This is a genomic window from Paenibacillus paridis (genome assembly GCF_006345825.1).
Taxonomy (GTDB): domain Bacteria; phylum Bacillota; class Bacilli; order Paenibacillales; family Paenibacillaceae; genus Pristimantibacillus; species Pristimantibacillus paridis.
Map to the genome: position 1 here is coordinate 111,274 of NZ_VCIX01000088.1, position 19,304 is coordinate 130,577.

Below are 19,304 nucleotides of genomic sequence, written 5' to 3' on the forward strand. Positions count from 1 at the left end.
AGGATTGCCGTTTACCTGGGAGGTTTTCAAGTGGCATTATTCGTCATGATTATTCGTAAAATGGTCCAAAACAAATGGCTGGTCGCAAGCTTGTTTATAGGCTTAGTTATGTCGGTAGCGCTGGTTAGCAGCATGCCGATATATTCGGAAGCGGTATTATCGAGAATGCTGGTTAAGGATTTGGAGACGATGCAGGCCAAGCGTGGCGTGTATCCCGGCAACCAATACAATAAATTATTTTATACGAAAGAAACGCCAGAGCAGATGAACAGCATTTTCGACAAGGTTGACCGTTATATTCAGGAAGAGGCGCCGGCCAGCTTTCAAATCCCGGTACAGGAGCTTGTTGTAGATCTTCAATCCAAGTCGCTCAAGATTAGGCCAATGAACGACCCCGACCCAGAGACGACAAAATCGGTCAAAACGATGACGCTTCGTTCTTTCTCCGATTTGGAGCAGCATATTAAGCTGACGGATGGCAGGATGCCTGCAGAGCAGCAGCCTGTGGATGGCGTCTATGAAGTGCTTGTGACGGATAGAAGCTTGATGCAATTCAAAACGGTGCTGGATTCCGAGTTTCGTTTGGACGACAAAAAAATTGCCGGGGAAATAAAGTTTAAGCCGGTAGGCGTGTTCGAAAAGAAGCTAGATGATGATCCTTATTTTAGAGATACGGACTTAAGCGAGCTGAGCAGCAGCTTCATTATTAGCGATAAAGTAGCTAGGCAGCAGCTGCTGCAGGAAGGCCGGCTTCCGCTTGCCTCTGCAGGGTGGTTTTTCGTGCTGGATTACTCCAAGCTGGAGCTCAGATTCATTGATGATTTCATTCTGACAACTAGCAAAATAAAAAATGTGCTGCTGAATCATGTCACGATGTACCAGATCGTGTCGGAGACACCGTCACTGGATACGATCGCCAAATACATGGAACGTGCGGAGCAGTTAAGAACGTTAATGTGGTCGCTCAATGTTCCGGTTCTGATCATGCTCGGCTTCTATATGTTTATGGTATCCAACCTGATTGCAGATCGGCAGAAAAACGAAATCGCCGTGCTGCGAAGCAGAGGCGCTGCGCGCTGGCAGGTCATTACCTCGTACGGGGTGGAGGGCATTATTTTATGTGGCATCGCCTTTGGTTTGGGTCCGCTGCTCGGTGTCCTATTGACCGAAGTGCTTGGCTCGTCGAATGGCTTCCTTGAATTTGTCCAGCGCGTGAGGCTGCCAGTCCGGTTGACGGAGGAAGCTTACCGCTATGGAGCAATTGCATCCGCTGCATGCTTCATTATTATGCTGATCCCAATCATTATGGCTACGCGGGTTTCTATTGTTGGCCATAAGCAGCAGCTCGCAAGATTGCTCAAATCACCGCTATGGCACAAAATGTTCCTTGATGTCATTGCGCTAGCTTTGGCGATTTACGGATTATATACTTTCCGTAAACGGCTTGCCGATTTGCAAAGCTTAGGGCTTAATGCCGATGACTTGAATATCGATCCGCTGCAGTTCGTCATTCCGGCGTTGTTCATTATGGGTGCTGGCTTGCTGCTGCTTCGTTTATATCCATGGGTGCTGAGGCTCGTCTACTGGGTTGGCAAGAAGTGGTGGCCGCCATCGGTCTATGCCACGCTAATTCAGGTAGGGCGATCCAGCTCGCAATATCAATTTCTGATGATTTTTCTCATTATGACCATCGCTACGGGCGTATTCAGCGCTTCGGCAGCGAGAACGATTAACAATAATACAGAAGATCGGATTAGATACGGCAACGGAGCGGAGATTGTGCTTACCGCACAGTGGATGAACGATGCGCCGCCTCCGGCAGGCCCAGGAGCGCCGCAGCCGGATACGGCTGCTGTTCAAGCTCCCGTCCATTATGTGGAGCCAGCCTTTGAGCCTTTCAAGACGGTCAAAGGCGTTCAGCACGCAGCAAGAGTATTTAAGAAGGAAACCGCCTTTAGCGTAAATGACGGGACGGGAGCCGCTACCCTGATCGGCATTGATACGGATGAGTTTGGCGAAACGACCTGGTTCCGGGACAGCTTGCTCGACTATCCGCTAAATGACTATCTAAATTTGCTGGCGGGCGATTCGCAGGCTGTACTCATTTCAAGAACGCTTGCGGAGCAGAAAAAAGTAAAGCCTGGCGATACCATTTGGGTTGGATGGAGTGATGTTCCGCAGCAGCCGTTTAAGGTTTACGGCATCATTGACTATTTCCCAACCTTTAATCCTAATCCGCCTGTCGGAAGTGTGGATGTCAGCGATAAAGCGGAAACGGGCAAGGCGCCTATGCTCATCGTCGGTCATTTGCCCCGCATTCAGGTGCAGCTTGCGCTAGAGCCCTACAATGTCTGGCTAAAGCTCGACCCCGAAGTCAGCACGGCTGACTTTTATGAAGGGATTAAGGAAGCGAATCTGCCTATTACGAATATCGTGAACACGAGAAGCGAGCTTGTGGATGCCAAGAATGATCCATTTCTTATGGCATTGAATGGCATCTTGACGTTAGGCTTTGTGTTATCGATTCTTGTCAGTTTTATCGGGTTTTTATTGTATTGGGTATTGTCGCTGAGGGGCCGGACGCTGCAAAACGGGATTTTGCGCGCCATTGGCTTATCGCTTAAACAGCTGATTGGCATGCTTGGCGTTGAGCAGCTGCTCACCTCCGGAGTAGCCGTGTTCATCGGCATCGGTGTCGGAAATTTGGCTAGCCTGCTGTACGTGCCGAACTTCCAGATTGCTTTTAACCCGAGCAGCCTTGTACCGCCGTTCAAGGTTATGTTCGACTCCACCGATTTAATGCGCATCTATGTGCTGGTTGGCTTTATGCTCCTCTTTGGACTTGGCATTCTTGCGTACATGCTGTCGAGGCTGCGTATCCATCAAGCGATTAAGCTGGGGGAGGATTGACGGATGATTCATTGCGAAGGGCTAGTCAAAATATACAAAACAGCTGACCTGGAAGTATTCGCCTTGCAAGGCCTTGATCTCCATATCGAGAACGGCGAGCTTATGGCGATTATCGGCAATAGCGGCAGTGGAAAGTCCACGCTGCTGAACATGCTGGGCGGGCTGGACCGTCCGACGGCAGGCAAGCTGACCGTAGACGGCCGTGACATGCTGAAGTTCAAAGAGAGAGATTTTGTGAAGTACAAGCGGGAGAGTGTCGGGTTCGTCTGGCAAAACAATGCGAGGAACCTGATTCCGTATTTGACTGCGCTCGAAAATATCGAGCTGCCCATTCTGCTGACCGGCAGCCGTAAGCGCTGGCGCGCGAAGGAGCTGCTCGATGCCGTAGGGCTCAGCCACCGTGCGTCGAATAAGCTTTATGAATTGTCGGGAGGCGAGCAGCAGCGGGTAGCGATCGCTATCGCGCTTGCCAACCATCCGAAGCTGCTGCTCGCGGATGAGCCGACAGGCTCGGTTGATTCCCGCATGGCGAATCAAATATTGGACTTGTTCCGCGAGCTGAACCGGACGATTGGCATCACCGTCGTCATCGTTACGCATGATCCGGAGCTTGCCAAGAAGGTGGACCGCGTAGCGGCCATTCGCGATGGCAAAATATCTTCGGAGATGCTGCGCAAACGCTCCTATGCGGAGGAGCTTGCCGAGCTCGAGGAAGCGGACGGCGATGAAAGCTCGCATGTGGAATATGCTGTGCTGGATAAAGCCGGGCGGCTCCAGGTACCTGCGGGTTACCTAGAATCCATTGGAGTGAAAAACTCAAACAAGCTGCGCGTTGAGCTTGGCGAAGGCAAGATCGTTCTGCTTCCTCCGGAAGAAAAAGCAGACTAACAAAGCAAATGGCTTGATCCTCATGGAACACAAATAGGATGGAAATAGCAGAGCTGCCCCGAGTCTAAAATGACTTGAGAGGCAGCTTTTTTATACTAGTCTTAAGCATATTAATTAACTAGGAATACACGGAAATGAATGGTAAAATAGAAAAGCATCGAAGAAAATAAGGAACCATACCACATATACGGGAGGGATATGAATGTCGAATACCGATAGCAAGGCCTCGGTCGAAGCATTGTTTAAGCCTTTTGCATCCGGAAACTTGGAGCTAGCCAATCGAATTGTCATGGCACCTATGACGAGGGGATATTCTCCGAACGGCGTGCCAGGAGAGGACGTAGCGGCTTATTATCGCCGCCGTGCGGAAAATGGCGTCGGCCTGATCGTTACCGAAGGTACGCTCATTAATCATCCAGCGGCAGGAGCAAACCCCAATGTGCCGAATTTTCACGGCGAGGCTGCCCTTCAGGGTTGGGCCAACGTAGCCAAAGCCGTCCATGAGGCAGGAGGCAAAATCATTCCCCAGCTGTGGCATCTCGGCCTAGCCCGTAAAATAGGCGATTTGCCTAATCCGGAGGCGCTGCCGATTGGTCCCTCTGGGCTAAACCTCTCCGGCGAGAAAATAACGGAGCCATTAACGGAAAATGAAATCGCTGACGTCATCGCAGCCTTTGCACAGGCAGCGGCAGATGCCGTCAAAGCAGGGTTTGATGGGATTGAGCTGCACGGCGCACACGGTTATCTCATCGATCAGTTCTTCTGGGACAGAACGAATAAGCGTACGGACCGCTATGGCGGTGATCTGGCAGCGCGGACTCGCTTTGCTGCCGAGATTGTGGAGGCATGCCGCCGGGCAGTCGGAGCGGATTTTCCGATTGTATTTCGATTCTCCCAATGGAAAGGCGGCCATTATGACGCAAGGCTGACGGATTCGCCGCAGGAGCTGGAGCAATTTTTGGCACCGCTGGCGAGTGCAGGGGTTGATGTGTTCCACAGCTCGACTCGCCGTTACTGGGAGGCTGAATTTGCGGGTTCCGATTTGAATTTGGCAGGCTGGACGAAGAAGCTGACCGGCAAACCAACGATCACGGTAGGATCGGTTGGCCTCGATAATGAATTTAGAAGCAGCAAAGGGGATACAGCTCAACCAGCTTCCCTAGCGGGGCTGCTTGAACGATTGGAAAACGGGGAGTTTGACCTTGTTGCTGTCGGACGCGCGCTGCTGGCTGATCCCGAATGGGCAGCCAAAATACGCGACCATCGAGTAGATGAGCTTCATGACTATGGCACGGAAGCTTTGAAGTCTTTATATTAATAGAAAAGGGGCAATTCCAACCGTCAATCGAATGACGGAGGAATTGCCCCTGCTTTTTAAAATATAGGTTAGTACTTCCTTAGGTACAAAACTATTCGTTTCCAGGTAGTAAGGAAACAACCTCGGTATGCTTATCATTGCCCCATTCATCCCAAGAGCCTTCATAGGGACGGATGTCGGGATAGCCGAGCAAGCGCAAAGCAAAATAGCTGTGCGCACCGCGCTGATTCGACTGGCAATAGGGTACGATCGTTTTGGATGGGTGGATGCCGGCAGCTTGGAACTCACGCTCTAGCGTAGGGGCATCCTTGAACCGGATAACTCCGTCTAGATCTGCTGTCTCAAGCGCATCGCGCCATTCCTTATGAATGGCGCCGGGAATATGGCCGCCTTTTCGATTGGAGCGCTGATCTTCTCCGGTATACTCCAAGGCTGCTCGAGTATCAAGCAGGAGCCGGTTGCCTTGCTCTGCTTGAATATTTTCTTTGGAAGCAATGAGGAGAGGATTATCCGTTAAGTTTAAACTAATGCCGGTTTGAACCGGCGGGTGCTCGCTGGACACTTCATAGCCTTCCGCGGCCCAAGCTGCGAAGCCGCCGTTAAGCAGCTTTACTTGATCCCGGAGCCCATAATATTCAAGAACGTAGAAGGCTCGTGTCGCCAGCACGCTGCTTCCCTCGTCGTACACGACGATAGTCGAGGCGTTAGAGATGCCAAAGCTCGCAAGCAAATCCTTCAGCCCATCTAGAGGAGCAATCGTATTCCGGGCATGATCCTTTAATTTTCGGACATCCAGCCAGTAGGCGCCCGGAATATGGGAGTCCTCATAGCCCTTGGCCCTTGCGTCGAGCAGGACAAGGGCTTGTGTATGGCTATGCTGTGCAAGCCACTCGTTATCCACGAGCAAATGATCGTTTTTATAAGGGAAATGCTGTTGTTCAGTCATAGTAAACGCTCCTTTCCTAAGGATGATTATAACAGATCGAATCCTAAATTTTCCCGCAGCGTCAGACCGGTATAGCTTGTTGGAAATAATCCGCGGCGCTGCAATTCAGGAACAACCAGATCGAGAAAGGCTTCCGTTCCGCCGGAGCCAAGCTGCGGCATGACACTAAAGCCGTCTGCAGCGCCGTTCAAGAACCATTCCTCCATAAGATCGGCCACTTGTACAGGTGTGCCAGCTATGCGAAGCTGGCCATTGCCAACCCAATGCTTCTCCAGCAGCTCCCTTAATGTGATGGTTTTATTTTCAACGATTTTTTGCACCATTTCATAAAATGATTGATAAGCATTGACATCTTTACGATTAGGAAGCGGAGGAAAGGGCTCATCAAGCGCATAGGCGGAAAAATCGATGCCAAGCAGGTTGGAGAGCGACATGACGGCCCGCTCAATGGAGCCGAGCTGCTGCAGCTCGCTTGCTATCTCCAGCGCCTCGGCTTCGGTTTCGCCTACGATTACATGCAGTCCCGGCAGCACCTTGATCTGGTCAGGGGAGCGGCCAGCCTCTTTGGTTCTGGCTTTGATATCGCTATAAAAGAGCCGGGCATCCTCGAATGAATGCTGGACGGTAAAAATCAATTCCGCGTATTGAGCCGCAAGGCTTCTCCCAGCCTCGGACGCGCCTGCTTGTATAAGCAGCGGCCTGCCCTGCGGCGAGCGCATCATGTTTAACGCCCCGCGTACGGAGTAATAGGTTCCCTCATGATGAATGTCGTGAACCTTTTTGGCATCCGCATAGACTCCTGAAGCTTTGTCTTGTACAAGCGCGTCAGCGTCCCAGCTGTTCCACAATTTAAGCGCAACCTCCGTAAATTCCTTTGCACGCGCATAGCGCTCCGCATGCGGAGGCAGCTGAGGCAAGCCAAAGTTGAAGGCCGTTCTCTCTACGCCCGTCGTTACGATGTTCCAGCCGGCACGGCCGCCGCTAATATGGTCGAGAGAGGAGAATATACGGGCTACGTTATAAGGCTCGTTGAAGCTGGTAGATACGGTGGCGATCAAGCCGATCCGCTCCGTGACGGCAGCGATGGATGCGAGCAGCGTGAGCGGCTCGAAGCTGAGAATAGGCCCATGCTGCACCGCTTTAGCCTCAATCGACAGGCCATCCGCAATAAACAGCGAGTCGATCCGGGCGGCTTCGGCTTTCTGGGCAATGCGCTGGAAATGCTTAACGTCATGGATTTCATTAAGCTGCGTGCTATCATGGCGCCAGGCTCCTTTATGGGAGCCTGCATTTTGGAGAAAGAGATTTAAAATCATTCTGCGATTGGCATCGCTCATCGTCATCACCCTTACCTGAAATCATGTGGACATGGCTTGAAGCGGGAAGCGCGAGTACGAAGTGGAGCGTTATTTCATCCCGCTAAGCGCAATGCCGCGAATAATTTGTTTTTGAAAGACTAGAAACAAAAGAATAAGCGGAGCAATCGATATGGTTGTTCCTGCCATGATTAGTATCCAGTTGCTCGTGTCCTTAAGCTCGCTGGAGAAATATACGATGCCGACGGGCAGCGTAAACTTTGCTTCGGTCTGCAGCACAATGAGCGGCCAAATGAACTGGTTCCAGTTCCCGATAAACGTAAGGATGATCAATGTTACGATGGCGGGCTTCACTAGCGGAATGGCAATGTGCGATAGGATACGCCATTCGTTAAGCCCGTCAATTCGCGCCGCATCAAGCAGGTCAGAAGGGATCGAGTCCATAAACTGGCGCATTAGAAAAATGCCGAAGGCCGTAATAATGCCAGGGAACAGTACACCCCAATAGGTGTCAGACCAGCCAAGATCGTTTGCGATCAAATACCAAGGAATGATGAGCATCTCCGTTGGCACCATAAGCGTGCTGATAATGATCAGAAATATAACCTGCTTGCCGAAAAAAGAAAATTTCGCGAGCACATAGCCAGCAGCCGTATCAAATACGACAACGGTAGCCGTTGCAATCAGAGAAATAATGAGTGTGTTTTTGATCCAATTACCGAATGGAGCCTTTTTAAAAATCGCCGTGTAGTTATCAAACGTCATCGTCTCGGGAATGAGGCGAAGGTTATAGACATCCTGCGGCAGCTTAAAGGAGGTGGCGACCATCCATAAAAACGGAAACAGCATGATGCCTACGCCGATGGTGAGCAGCAAATAAATCAGCGCCGTACGCAGCTTATCCGCAGGCGATTTGTCGCTCGTTCGGTATGCTCTTGATGAGCTCATTTGATTCGCCCCCATCAATATTCTACTTTTTTGTTCAACACTTTTAATTGCAGCAGGGTAAGCGCCAAAATAACGGCAAACAGCACCACTGTTGCTGCCGCGGCACTTCCCATCTTAAACTGCTGGAACGCCAAATTATAAATGTGGAGCACCATGGTCGTCGTGGCGTTCAGCGGCCCGCCGTTGGTCATGCTCAGCACCTGCCCAAACGATTGCAAATAGGAAATGACCCCGATGACAGCCGAAAATACGATCACGGGATTCAGCAACGGCAGCGTGATATGCCGGAATTTGCGCCATGCGCCTGCCCCGTCAATCGATGCCGCTTCATAATACATGCGCGGTATCGCCTCCAGGCCGGTCATGAAGATCAGCATTTGGAAGCCGGTGCTTTGCCAGATCATGGTCAGCGTAATGAGAAGCAGTGCTTGGCGCGGCGATTGCAAAAACAATTGCGGCTCTAGCCCCAGATTCAGCAGCATCTCGTTCAGCCAGCCGTTGCGCATCAGAATCCAGCGGAACACCCAGCTGACGGCGATAATGCTCGTCACGTAAGGGATGAAGTATACCGTTCGGAAGAAGCCGCGGAACCGTTGTACGTTATGCAGCAGCAGCGCAACGGCCAGGCCGACGATCAACTGGCCGGGGACGCCGATCATAACAAATTTGAACGTGTTGACGATCGATTTCCGGAAAATTTCATCCGCGAACAAGGCGCTGAAATTGGCGAGCCCAACGTAAGGTTTGTCTTGGGACAGTAGATCCCATTCACGGACGCTAACGTTGAAAGCATAAAGAATCGGAGCCATGCGTGTGCCGAGAAAATACAGCAAGGGTATGCCAAGCGCAATATAAATAAACAGGTAGCGCTGCGTCCGATAGGTTAGTCTCGTATGAAGCAGTTCCCGGCTTTTGCGGGCGGTTAGCCGCAGGGCTTGTTCGAGCATCGTTCGTTTCGCCTCCCTCTCATAAAGGATAGGGCGCGAGCTTTCGGCTGCGCGCCCTGATCTTACCAGGCTATTTTTTGTCAATTGCTGCCCAATAGTCGTCGTAGAGCTTTTGCGTTTTGGCAACTAGATCTGTGAAGGCTTTCTCGACAGGAACATTGTTCAGGAGCACCTCATTGGTCGCATCGACAAACAGCGTTTTTTCCTGCGTTTCGTCGATGAAAAAGTGTGCGCGGCTGTCATCAAGCTGATTGATGAAGGGGCCAAGCTTCTCATCGTTCACGTATTTGTCTTGGGTAGCTACCGCTTTCTGCGCGGGAAGCTCGCCGATCTGGTCGACCCACTTTTCCTGTACCTCTTTGCTTGTCAGAAACTTCAGAAATTCGGAGGCAGCCTTCAGCTTGTCGCCTTCTACGTTTTTGGGAATGGCGTTCGCCCAGAAGGAGGAAGGCGCCGACTTGCTCTTATAGGAAGGAAGCGGTGCAACGCCGAAGTTCAAATCAGCGAAGTCCTTCTTAATGGAGCCAAGACGGAAGGAGCCGTCAATATTAAGCGCCGCATGTCCGGTCATGAACGCGTTGCTGTCATTTTCATAGAACCCATTGATGCCCACCTTATGCTTGATCGCAAAATCTAGCAGGTATTGGAAAGCTTCCAAGCCGGCCGGCGTGTCTGCCCACAGGATTTTACGGCGATCTTCGCTTAGATCCTGTCCGCCTGCTTGGTGAACGAGGCCATCGCGGTACCAGTGATGAAGCTGCGCGCCGGGCTCCCATGCCAGCCCTTCCGTCACAAACTGGCCTTTGGCGTCGGTTTCGGTCAGCTTCTTGGACGTCTCTACGAGCTGCTCCCAAGTCGTTGGCAGCTCCGTGATTTGAGCTTTATTTAACAGGTCCTTATTGTAAAACAATGCGAGAGTGCGCACCGCGGTTGGAATCGCATAGTAGGAGCCATCGATCTTGGCAGCACTGACCAGCGGGTAGAAATTGCTCTCTATTTCTGCAGTTGGGAAGCTGTCTTCCGGAAGCGGCTGCAAGTAGCCGGAAGAAACGTATTTTGGCAGCCAGCCATAATACAGATTAATAATATCAGGGCCTTTGCCGGCAGGAACAAGCGTGGCCACCTTTTGATTATATTGGTCATAAGGGAAGTTGGTCTGTTTTACCGTAATATGGGGATGAAGGCTTTGGAATTCGGCAATGAGCTCATTAATCAGGTCAACCTTGGCGGGAAACTCGTATTGCCAATATTCAATCGTTACGTCTTTTTCGGCATCGGCTGTTTCTGCGGCTTTTGGAGCATCCGCTGTATTCGATGGCTTGGGACTCTCTTGCTGGTTGCTGTTGTTATTGCTGCCGCAGCCGGTAATCGCAAGGGTTAAAATTAGCAAGCCTGACAGCGTTGTGGTCCATTTGTTCGTTTTCATCATTATCCACTCCTATTTATCTATATGATTACGAAAATCGGGTACCGTCCTCTTAGCAGAGGAAGGCGACAGCCGTTTTGCCTTGTAAAATCATGGATTAGGCTTGCTCGCTGATGCTGGATTTCAGGGCATGCCCAGCAGGATGCCATTGCTCTAGACCTAACAGCCGCCGGGCGTTATTGCCGAAAATTTTCTCAATGTCGTCCTCCGGGAAGCGAAGCTCGCGGGCAGCGCGAACCTGATCCTGCAAATAACGGTAAGGATAGCCTCTTGGGAACCCGCTGGCATCCGTACCGAAAATAATTCGGTCAGGCCCAATCAGCTCGTAAGTTTTGCGAAGCACGGACTCCAAGGTCAGCTCATACGGCATCCAGCGCATCCACTGGTTGGAGCCCGATGTATCGACGTATACATTAGGGCAGCTCCAGCACAGATGCAGCAGCTCTTGAAAATATCCGGCGCCGAAGTGCGGGATAATGAACGGAATGTCCGGATATTCGCGAGCGGTATTAAATATGGCAAGCGGGCTAATATTCGGGTGGTGTGCTATTCCTCCCGCATGGCCCAGCAAGCCGAAATGAATGAGCACAGGCAGCTTCTTTTCCGCGAGAAAGGTCCAAATGGGGTTGAACGAAGGATCATCAAACGGCTTGGACGTCAGCGGCCCAAACCACTTGTAGCCTTTCAGACCAAGCTCATTGACCGCTCTACGAAGCTCTGCCTCGGCTCCTTCTTCCTCGATGGAATGGTAGGCGAAGCCGGTAAAGCGGTCAGGGTGCCGGGCGAGCTGGTCGGCCATATTGTCATTATCCAGCGCGGTGAGAAAGTTAAGCCCGCCTATGCCGAATTTGTCCAGCTCTTGAACCCAGCGGTCGATTAACGGGACCGTATCGCTATCGTCCTGCGGAGGCGGCGTCTCGGGAAAATCCCATGTGAGGCGCATGCGCTCGCTGCGCTCCGCGCCATAGCTCGAGACTAAGGCATGCCTGTTTTTATTGCCGAACAGCAGCCGGTAGGGCAGATGCCCATGAACATCAAACACTTTAAACGATTTGCGAAACATAACGTTCACTCCATTTCTGTTTACTTAATCTGCCAATCGATTAGGATGGAATCCAGCTGCGCCGAGGCGGAAGCCAGTTGTGCTTCTCGCTTGCCAAGCCACTGTTCGAGGCTGTTGAGCCTGGATTGTTGGGCTTTTAACGCTCGTTTCATTTCGCGGGGGCTTGGTCCGCCGCGAAGTTTGCGGACATTGACAAAATGCTCGGAGTCCAGCGCTAGCTTAAGCTGCTTCTCGCTTAGCCTTAGCGGAAGCCCAATTACATGAATTGCTGCCTCATTAAGTGATTGCAGGCTTAAGTCGTTGATTTGATCGCCTTGTTGAACGGCCTGCGTCACGAGCTGGCTAACGATCTTGTGCGCATTGCGGAAGGACAGTCCTTCTTCCCTAACCAAGGTATCGGCGAGCTCGGTGACGGTCGCGAAGCTTGCCGCCGCTCGCTGGCGCAGTACGTCTTCATTGATCTGCAAGGAGTCGATAACCTTGGCGAGCAGCCGGTACACGACTTCAAGCGTATCGAGGCTCTTCCAGGCATAAGGCTGCATATCATCCTCCGTGTCCACAATATCGCCAAACGGCGTATTGTGAAGCATGGTGAACACCGTTTGCGAGCTGCCGGCAATGCTCGATAGCAGAGAGCGGATATGCTCGACAGAAACAGGATTTCTCTTTTGCGGCATGATAGAACTAATTTGCACATAAGGGGCGGCGACTCGGGCAACCGCAAATTCCTGCGTACACCACAGCAGCAGCTCTTGTGTGAACCGCCCGAGATTAATGGCAGCCAGTTGAACGCCGGCTGCGATTTCTGCCACGTAATCTGCTCCGCTTACAGCGTCATAAGCGTTCTCGATGAGACCGTCGAAGGCCAGAAGCTCAGCTACACGCTCACGGTTAATCGCAAAGCCGGAGGTAGTAAGGGCGGCAGCCCCCATGCTGCTTAAATTGCAATTGGCATAGGCAGCCTGCAGTCTGCGGATATCCCTCGCCAGCGAATCGGTTACCGCCGCGATATAATGGGCGAGCGTAGTGGGCTGCGCTTGTTGGGTATGCGTATGCGCGATAATAATCGTGCCGGTATGTTTTTTCGCAAAAGCGAGCAGGCTCGCGTGAAGCCCTAAGGCAGAACCGATCGTTCCAAGCAGCTTGTGCCGCAAGGTGATTCGGTAGATCGCTATGCCCATATCATTGCGGCTGCGTCCGAGGTGCAAGTTGCCAGATGTGTCATTCGATAGCTCAAGCAGCTTGTGCTCCACTTCAAAGAACAAATCCTCAAACTGGCCATTGTAATTTCCCAGGCGCAACTGCTCTAAATCGATCGTTAAAAGTGCTTTTGCAATGGAATTGGCCTCGTCTTGGGTAAGCAGACCTTGTTCAAGCAGCATAACCAGATGCGCTTTATGCACTTCGATCATCGGCAGGAGCAGCTCCTGCTTCGCCTGATCATAAGCAGGTTCAAGTACGGCTTCCACGTAGGTCTTACCGGGGAATATGTCTCCCTCCGTTTGTTGATGCCTTCTGATTGCCAACGTATGGCCTCCTTTCTTGATGGCCGCTTCTTGTATGAAAAGCGAACATAAAAACAGCCGGAGCTATCGCAATGGCGATTTCTCCGGCTGTCCGGTCGATAACTTATTATTCCTACTGGAATTATATGATTAGGATAATAGCATGGTTTCCAATTATATACAACCCTTTTTTTGTGGGGTGGAGGAAGTGAGCCATGAGAGTCTGAGAAGGCAGGTTAGTTCGGCTATTGAGGTTCAAAGGACTTGGAAAATCGCCGTGTGAAGGTCGAACGGTTTATGGGGCAGATGGCTTGGCTTTATTTATTAGCTCAACTAAATATCATTTGAACTAAAGTTTTTCGTGTTGGTCGCTTCGTGAGTAGATCCGTCATTAGGGTCGCGGTTGAAACCAGAGACTTTAATGGACTACGACTTGTAAAGGTAAGTAACCGGCTACAAAGGTGAACACTTCGTTTCTCCAGAACGATCTTCTCGTTTTGTTTATATTTCATTTTTTAGCTCAACTATATAGATCTAAAAAATAGACCTATTTAGGCAAAAACAATAGAAATGATCTTAATAGGTCTAAAAAATAGATCTATTTTGAGCGTTTCTAGTAAAATGAGTACCGAAAACGGTGCATTGGAGAGAAATAAGTCTAAAAAATAGATCTATTTTGCGTAAAATATTGTGTATTCCTAAAATAGATCTAAAAAATAGATATAATTGGTCGCAGCGGTTACAAATATGGGCCAAAAGGCCGTCCAGGACGGAAGCGCTTCAGAGGAATTTTACTTAAGGATTTCAAGCGAGTTGTCTACATCAAATCATTCAGTGATGTGCTTATCATTGAGCAAGCTTAATTATTGAATAAGCTTTATAAAATGTTGTTTTTTTGGTAGCATAATTATTAGCAAATCGTATAACAAATTCATTTGAAATCAGAAGGGCGGCCGAGAAAATGCAAATTGATTTGACAAATAAAACTGCTTTAATTACAGGTGCAACTGGGGATTTGGGACGCGTGATGGCCCGTACGCTAGCCAGCTGTGGCGCTAACATCGTGCTGCATTACAATAATAACGAGGCCAAGGCGAATGAACTGAAGCAGGAAATCGAAGCAATGGGTAGGCAGGCAATGATCGTACAAGCGGATGTGACAAATGAGCAGCAAATCAACGCGATGAAAGCAAAAGCTACGGAAGGGCTGGGGCATGTAGATATTGTTGTCGCCAACGCGGTCATTCAGTATCAATGGACAAGCATTCTGGAGCAGCCTATAGCGGATTATGTGAGCCAATTTGAGTCATGCGTGCTGCAAAGCGTCTTTTTGGCAAAAGCTTTCGTTCCGGCTATGATCGAGCGCGGCGGCGGAAGAGTCATTGGCATTAACACAGAATGCGCGATGCAAAATTTTGCAGGGCAATCCGCCTATACGGCCGGAAAACGCGGCATGGATGGCGTGTACCGCGTGCTAGCGAAGGAAGCTGGCGAGCATCAGATTACGGTGAATCAAGTGGCACCGGGGTGGACGATCAGCGACCGCGACCGCGCTAGCGGGACCGAGGAGAATAACGATTACGCGCGCAATGTTCCGCTTAAGCGCAGAGGAACGGATCAGGAGATCGCGAATACGGTCGCTTTCTTGGCATCGGATTTGGCCAGCTTCATTACGGGCGCTTACATTCCTGTCAACGGCGGAAACGTAATGCCTGCCATCTAGAATAAGGGAGCATGAGGATGAGTCTAAGAAAACGATTGTGGCGCATATGGGCAGCTTTTGGCGGCATGCGGATGGAGAAAAAGCTGTTTCTCGTGTTTTTATTGCTGATTACACTGCCTTTATCGTTTATTGGCTACATCTCCTACAGCAACTATTCACGCTCCATTGAGGAGAAGACGATCGTTTATTCGACCAAAATGCTGGAGAACATGATGGTCCGCGTTGACGATTATATCGAGGACATGGAGCGGATCTCCTCTATCCCTGCGTACCAGGACGATATTAAGCAAAATCTCATTCGCTCGAATAGCTACTACGAGCAGCGCCAGCAGTCGACCGGGGATAATAGCAATCAAGTGCCTGACGATTTCGATCTGCTGCTATTGATTCAGCGGGGCATAGAAGGAAACATTTCATTTATTAATACGATAAAACGCGGGGCGAATACGGTTTATATTTTTGACCAGTACGGGAACGGCTACTTCTCCACCGCTGGCGGCGGAATTCGGCTTAACGTCAAGGAAAGCTATGAGAACTGGCGAGAGCTCGTGCAAAGCTCGGGCGGGGAAGCCATGCTGTTCAGCACCCAGAAGTATACGAGCAACTTGCAAAGCACCAGATATGCGTTCACCGTTGTTCGTAAGGTTATTGATAAATCGCTGAAAGCCATCGGGATGATTGCCGTGGATGCGAATATCAGTGTCATTGAAGATCAGATGAGCGAGCTTGATCAGGTGACAAACGGCCAGTCGGTTATTATTGACGAGCATGGGAATGTTGTTTACGATAGCGACAAATCTCGGATGGCAACGAATATCATAAACGATCCAACTGTGGTCTTGGCAGCGGGAGCCAAGGGGAGCTTCTACTTCGAGCGGGAGGGCATGAACCGATTGTATATTTATACGACGTCGCCCAAAACCAATTGGAAGGTCATGACCTCCATCCCCGTAAGCGAGCTCACGAAGGATGCCGTCGTCATTCGCAACGTAACCTTAATCGCAACCATTGTCACCATTTTTGTCGCGCTGTTTATCTCCGTTGTTTTTTCGTTTGCCTTAACGAATCCTCTGCGCAAAATGATGCGCATGATGAAAAATGTGCAGGAAGGCGATTTCAACGTGCAGTTTCCGGTCAAATACCGGGATGAGGTCGGCCAGCTTGGCCATCAGTTTAACCGAATGATCGTGCGGATCGACCATTTGATTCAGGATATTTACGTCATGGAGACGAAGAAGAAGGAAGCGGAGCTGCATGCGCTGCAAAGCCAGATTAATCCTCATTTTATGTATAACACGCTGGAGTCGATTCGGATGGCTGCTGAATTGAACGATGATTACATGGCGGCTGACATGATTGCGATACTAGGGAAGCTGCTGCGCTACAGCATCAGCGATTTGCATGAGGAAGTGACGCTTGAGAACGAGACCTTGCACATGCGTAATTATGTTGAGATGCTGAATTATCGCTATCCGAACCGGTTTCAGTTGGAAACCCGGATATCGGAGGACCTGTGCAGTTATCCGATTATTAAGCTTGTGCTGCAGCCCATTGTGGAAAATGCGATCTACCACGGGATGGATGACCATAAGCCTTCTATGCGCATTGTTATGAGCACGGAACGAGCCCCTCATGCGCTATGGCTGCGGATAACAGACGACGGGGTCGGGATGGACGAGGAGACGCTGGAGCGGCTCAACCGGTCACTAGCAGGCGCACAAGAGAAAATAGCAAAACGCAAATCAGGCGGCATCGGTTTGAAAAATGTGAATGAGCGCATTAAGCTTCACTATGGCGCTATGTATGGGCTAAAGGTAACGAGCGAACGGGGCCGGGGCACCGAGGTTATTTTACAGCTTCCATTAGAAGCAGGGAGAGAAGCAGAATGAGCAAATCCACGTATATGCTAGTGCTTGTTGTTCTGTTATGCAGCATTAGCATCGCGGGCTGTCAAAAGGGGAGTGGCGGGAATACAGATAAAACCGAGCCGACAGGAAAAATCAGCCAAGAAGGGCCTGCCGTTACCTTGAACGTGTTGACCAACCGCGTTGATCTGATTGAAAATGGCGTATTTCAAACCTATGCCGATCAATTCGCTGAGCTGCATCCCGGTGTCACAGTGACATTCGAAGGCTTACAAAACTATGCTAGCGATATCATGGTCAGGTTATCTACCCGAAATCTTGGAGATGTGCTGCTGCTGCCCAATAATATTAAAAATGAAGATTTGCCCGATTATTTTGAGCCGTTAGAGGATAGCCTCTTTGAGCAAATTCGTTTTTCCGATTTTAAGGCTTTTGGCGGACAGCGCTTCGGCATTGCGACCGGCGCTTCGACGACGGGCATCGTTTATAACAAAGTGGCCTTCAAGAAGGCTGGCATTGAGCAAATACCAACAACGATGGAGCAGTTTCTCGCAGCATGCGAGCAGTTGAAGCAGGCGGGCATCGTGCCTGTGTATTTGAATTACGGCGCCCAGTGGCCACTCATGACTTGGGGTGAGGATTTGGTCAGTTACATGACGGGGGATGCCGATTATTTGAATAACATGGCCAGCCAGGACGAGCCCTGGGCAATTGACAATGCATGGGGGCAAGCGATCACCATTGTCAAAACGCTCATTGACCGCGGTTACGTAGAGAAGCAGCTGCTTACCAACCAGTGGGAAACATCGAAGAAAGAGCTGGCCGACGGACGGGCCGCCATGTATTTGATGGGCAACTGGGTCATTAATCAGGTGATTGCCGCCGGTGCGAAATCAGAGGATATTGGATTTTTTCCATTTCCTTACGATAATAGCGAGAAGCGCTTCGCTCCGCTCAGCCCGGATTGGTTTGTTGGCGTAAGCAAGTTCAGCAGTAACAAGGAGCTGGCTAAGGCATGGGTAGAATTTTTTGTGAAGGAGTCCGGTTATGTCGACGATTCCGGCTTTTTGCCCGTAGTGGAAGACCAGCAGCCCTCTTTGCCGCAGTTTCAGCAGTTTTTATCATTCAACAGCGAATTTCTGGAGCGCAAGGTCGCAAGCGATCTGCTGCTTGATATCTCCAATACGGCGCAAATCGCATTCTGGTCCGGCGATTACATTCAGGAGTGGATTGCCTCGCCTGACTTGAAGGCGGAATTCGATAAATATAATCAGCTCTGGAGAGAAGCTCGGAAAATTACGAACAGCTAAGGTGGAGTCATTCAATGTCTAAGAAAGTCACAATGCAGCAAATTGCCGAACATGTGGGCGTTTCCAAGTTTGTCGTTTCGAAGGCGCTGTCGGGTAAGGGAGGCGTCAGCGAGGCGACGCAGGAGCGGGTGATTCAAGCGGCGGCACAACTGGGCTATTTTTCGCAAAAGAACGCTTATGTCAAGACGATGAAGCTGGATCAGCTTCCGAAGGTGGCTGCCACGAACAAGCAGTCGGTACTCGTCCTGATGCCGAATATCCGTTTTCAAACGAAGGAATCGCTGTATTGGGGGAGGATTCTGGACGGTATCGCTGCACGGCTGGAAGAGGATGGCTGCGGCATGGTCATTGTGTCGGAGCAAAGCGTCGACCATTTCCTGCATTTCCTGAACCCAAACGGCATATTGGGACTTATTGGCGTTGGGGAAATATCGACGCCGCTGCTGCTGGAGGTGCATCGCATCGGTTTGCCGATGGTGCTGGTGGATCATGAGGACATGCTTATTCCGAGTGACACAGTGTTTACGAACAACTACGAATCCATGTACCGGCTGACGCAGCACCTGATTGGCAACGGCCATAGACAGCTCTTTTTTGTGGGGGATACGAATTATTCCAGAAGCTTTAAAGACAGGTATTTGGGATTCCGCAGCGCTTTGGAAGAGCAGGGGGACAGCAAGCTTGCAGCGAGTACGAGGCAGGAGCATCAGCTGTCGGTTGAAGGGTTCGAGCACGAGGACTTTGCAGAGCCGATACGGCAGTGGGCTGCGAAAAGATTAAAGGCAGGCACGCTGCCCACCGCGCTCCTATGCGCAAATGACAAAATTGCCATTGGGGCCATCTATGCTCTGCAAGCGCTTGGCGTAGCCGTTCCTGGTGAGGTATCGGTTACTGGCTTCGACAATATCGAGGACTCCTACAGGCTGAAGCCTGCCTTGACAACCGTTCATGTGCCTAAGGAGCTGCTCGGCAAGCGCGCGGTAGAGCGGCTGCTCGGACGTATTGCCAACATGCAGGACCCGATGGAGAAGCTGCTGCTGACCGGACAGCTGCTGTACCGGGAGTCGACGGATCAAGCAGCGAAATAGAAATCAGTAAGAAGTTAGATTATTTTTTTCAAACGCTTAAGCTATGGAGGG

The 19,304-nt window shown here is 50.6% G+C and carries 14 protein-coding genes; 7 read left to right on the forward strand and 7 right to left on the reverse strand.

Annotated elements, in window-relative coordinates:
* The first annotated feature begins 30 nt into the window (after positions 1-30).
* The 3 genes from FJQ58_RS17640 (at position 31) to FJQ58_RS17650 (ending at position 5,116) form a co-directional block, all read left to right on the forward strand.
* Positions 31-2,910 carry an ABC transporter permease gene (locus tag FJQ58_RS17640; RefSeq protein ID WP_238404127.1) on the forward strand — a complete coding sequence of 960 codons (2,880 nt, stop codon included), beginning with the start codon at positions 31-33 and terminating at the stop codon, positions 2,908-2,910.
* Between the two features lie 3 nt (positions 2,911-2,913).
* Positions 2,914-3,798 carry an ABC transporter ATP-binding protein gene (locus FJQ58_RS17645; RefSeq protein WP_139995777.1) on the forward strand — a complete coding sequence of 295 codons (885 nt, stop codon included), beginning with the start codon at positions 2,914-2,916 and terminating at the stop codon, positions 3,796-3,798.
* 202 nt (positions 3,799-4,000) lie between these two features.
* Positions 4,001-5,116, forward strand: a complete 1,116-nt coding sequence (locus tag FJQ58_RS17650; protein WP_139995779.1) for an NADH:flavin oxidoreductase — start codon at positions 4,001-4,003, stop codon at positions 5,114-5,116.
* 91 nt (positions 5,117-5,207) lie between these two features.
* On the opposite strand, the gene FJQ58_RS17655 is transcribed toward FJQ58_RS17650, so the two are convergent.
* The 7 genes from FJQ58_RS17655 to argH form a co-directional block, all read right to left on the reverse strand.
* Entirely contained in the window at positions 5,208-6,062 is an 855-nt protein-coding gene (locus FJQ58_RS17655) for a sulfurtransferase (protein ID WP_139995781.1), read from the reverse strand.
* 26 nt (positions 6,063-6,088) lie between these two features.
* Positions 6,089-7,399 (reverse strand): LLM class flavin-dependent oxidoreductase, encoded by a 1,311-nt coding sequence (locus FJQ58_RS17660; protein WP_139995783.1) that lies wholly within the window; start codon positions 7,397-7,399, stop codon positions 6,089-6,091.
* A gap of 69 nt (positions 7,400-7,468) precedes the next feature.
* Entirely contained in the window at positions 7,469-8,326 is an 858-nt protein-coding gene (locus FJQ58_RS17665; protein WP_139995785.1) for a carbohydrate ABC transporter permease, read from the reverse strand.
* 14 nt (positions 8,327-8,340) lie between these two features.
* A complete protein-coding gene (locus FJQ58_RS17670) occupies positions 8,341-9,273 on the reverse strand; it encodes a carbohydrate ABC transporter permease (protein ID WP_139995787.1) in 933 nt (310 codons plus the stop codon).
* 70 nt (positions 9,274-9,343) lie between these two features.
* Entirely contained in the window at positions 9,344-10,699 is a 1,356-nt protein-coding gene (locus tag FJQ58_RS17675) for an extracellular solute-binding protein (protein WP_238404128.1), read from the reverse strand.
* A 97-nt stretch (positions 10,700-10,796) separates the two neighbouring features.
* Positions 10,797-11,762 (reverse strand): amidohydrolase family protein, encoded by a 966-nt coding sequence (locus FJQ58_RS17680; RefSeq protein WP_139995791.1) that lies wholly within the window; start codon positions 11,760-11,762, stop codon positions 10,797-10,799.
* Positions 11,763-11,782: 20 nt separating this feature from the next.
* Positions 11,783-13,288 (reverse strand): argininosuccinate lyase, encoded by a 1,506-nt coding sequence (argH, locus tag FJQ58_RS17685; protein WP_139995793.1) that lies wholly within the window; start codon positions 13,286-13,288, stop codon positions 11,783-11,785.
* Between the two features lie 940 nt (positions 13,289-14,228).
* On the opposite strand from argH, the gene FJQ58_RS17690 reads away from it, so the two are divergent.
* Genes FJQ58_RS17690 through FJQ58_RS17705 form a run of 4 tightly spaced genes read left to right on the forward strand, consistent with a single transcriptional unit; the run spans position 14,229 to position 19,253 of the window.
* Complete coding sequence (locus tag FJQ58_RS17690) at positions 14,229-14,990, forward strand: SDR family NAD(P)-dependent oxidoreductase (RefSeq protein WP_139995796.1); 762 nt, start codon at positions 14,229-14,231, stop codon at positions 14,988-14,990.
* A 17-nt stretch (positions 14,991-15,007) separates the two neighbouring features.
* Positions 15,008-16,879 carry a sensor histidine kinase gene (locus tag FJQ58_RS17695; protein WP_139995798.1) on the forward strand — a complete coding sequence of 624 codons (1,872 nt, stop codon included), beginning with the start codon at positions 15,008-15,010 and terminating at the stop codon, positions 16,877-16,879.
* The gene (locus FJQ58_RS17700) at positions 16,876-18,165 is read left to right on the forward strand and encodes an ABC transporter substrate-binding protein (protein WP_139995800.1); all 1,290 of its coding nucleotides are present in this window, start codon (positions 16,876-16,878) and stop codon (positions 18,163-18,165) included. The genes FJQ58_RS17695 and FJQ58_RS17700 overlap by 4 nt, the downstream gene beginning before the upstream one ends.
* 14 nt (positions 18,166-18,179) lie before the next feature.
* A complete protein-coding gene (locus tag FJQ58_RS17705) occupies positions 18,180-19,253 on the forward strand; it encodes a LacI family DNA-binding transcriptional regulator (RefSeq protein ID WP_139995802.1) in 1,074 nt (357 codons plus the stop codon).
* Positions 19,254-19,304: the final 51 nt, after the last annotated feature.

What these genes read in the sequence shown, in the direction of transcription:
- FJQ58_RS17645 (WP_139995777.1), top strand. Translation starts at nt 2,914, where the DNA reads ATGATTCATTGCGAAGGGCTAGTCAAAATATACAAAACAGCTGACCTG.
- FJQ58_RS17700 (WP_139995800.1), top strand. Translation starts at nt 16,876, where the DNA reads ATGAGCAAATCCACGTATATGCTAGTGCTTGTTGTTCTGTTATGCAGC.
- FJQ58_RS17690 (WP_139995796.1), top strand. Translation starts at nt 14,229, where the DNA reads ATGCAAATTGATTTGACAAATAAAACTGCTTTAATTACAGGTGCAACT.
- FJQ58_RS17695 (WP_139995798.1), top strand. Translation starts at nt 15,008, where the DNA reads ATGAGTCTAAGAAAACGATTGTGGCGCATATGGGCAGCTTTTGGCGGC.
- FJQ58_RS17665 (WP_139995785.1), bottom strand. Translation starts at nt 8,326, where the DNA reads ATGAGCTCATCAAGAGCATACCGAACGAGCGACAAATCGCCTGCGGAT.
- FJQ58_RS17675 (WP_238404128.1), bottom strand. Translation starts at nt 10,699, where the DNA reads ATGAAAACGAACAAATGGACCACAACGCTGTCAGGCTTGCTAATTTTA.
- FJQ58_RS17670 (WP_139995787.1), bottom strand. Translation starts at nt 9,273, where the DNA reads ATGCTCGAACAAGCCCTGCGGCTAACCGCCCGCAAAAGCCGGGAACTG.
- FJQ58_RS17660 (WP_139995783.1), bottom strand. Translation starts at nt 7,399, where the DNA reads ATGAGCGATGCCAATCGCAGAATGATTTTAAATCTCTTTCTCCAAAAT.
- FJQ58_RS17655 (WP_139995781.1), bottom strand. Translation starts at nt 6,062, where the DNA reads ATGACTGAACAACAGCATTTCCCTTATAAAAACGATCATTTGCTCGTG.
- FJQ58_RS17680 (WP_139995791.1), bottom strand. Translation starts at nt 11,762, where the DNA reads ATGTTTCGCAAATCGTTTAAAGTGTTTGATGTTCATGGGCATCTGCCC.
- FJQ58_RS17650 (WP_139995779.1), top strand. Translation starts at nt 4,001, where the DNA reads ATGTCGAATACCGATAGCAAGGCCTCGGTCGAAGCATTGTTTAAGCCT.
- FJQ58_RS17705 (WP_139995802.1), top strand. Translation starts at nt 18,180, where the DNA reads ATGTCTAAGAAAGTCACAATGCAGCAAATTGCCGAACATGTGGGCGTT.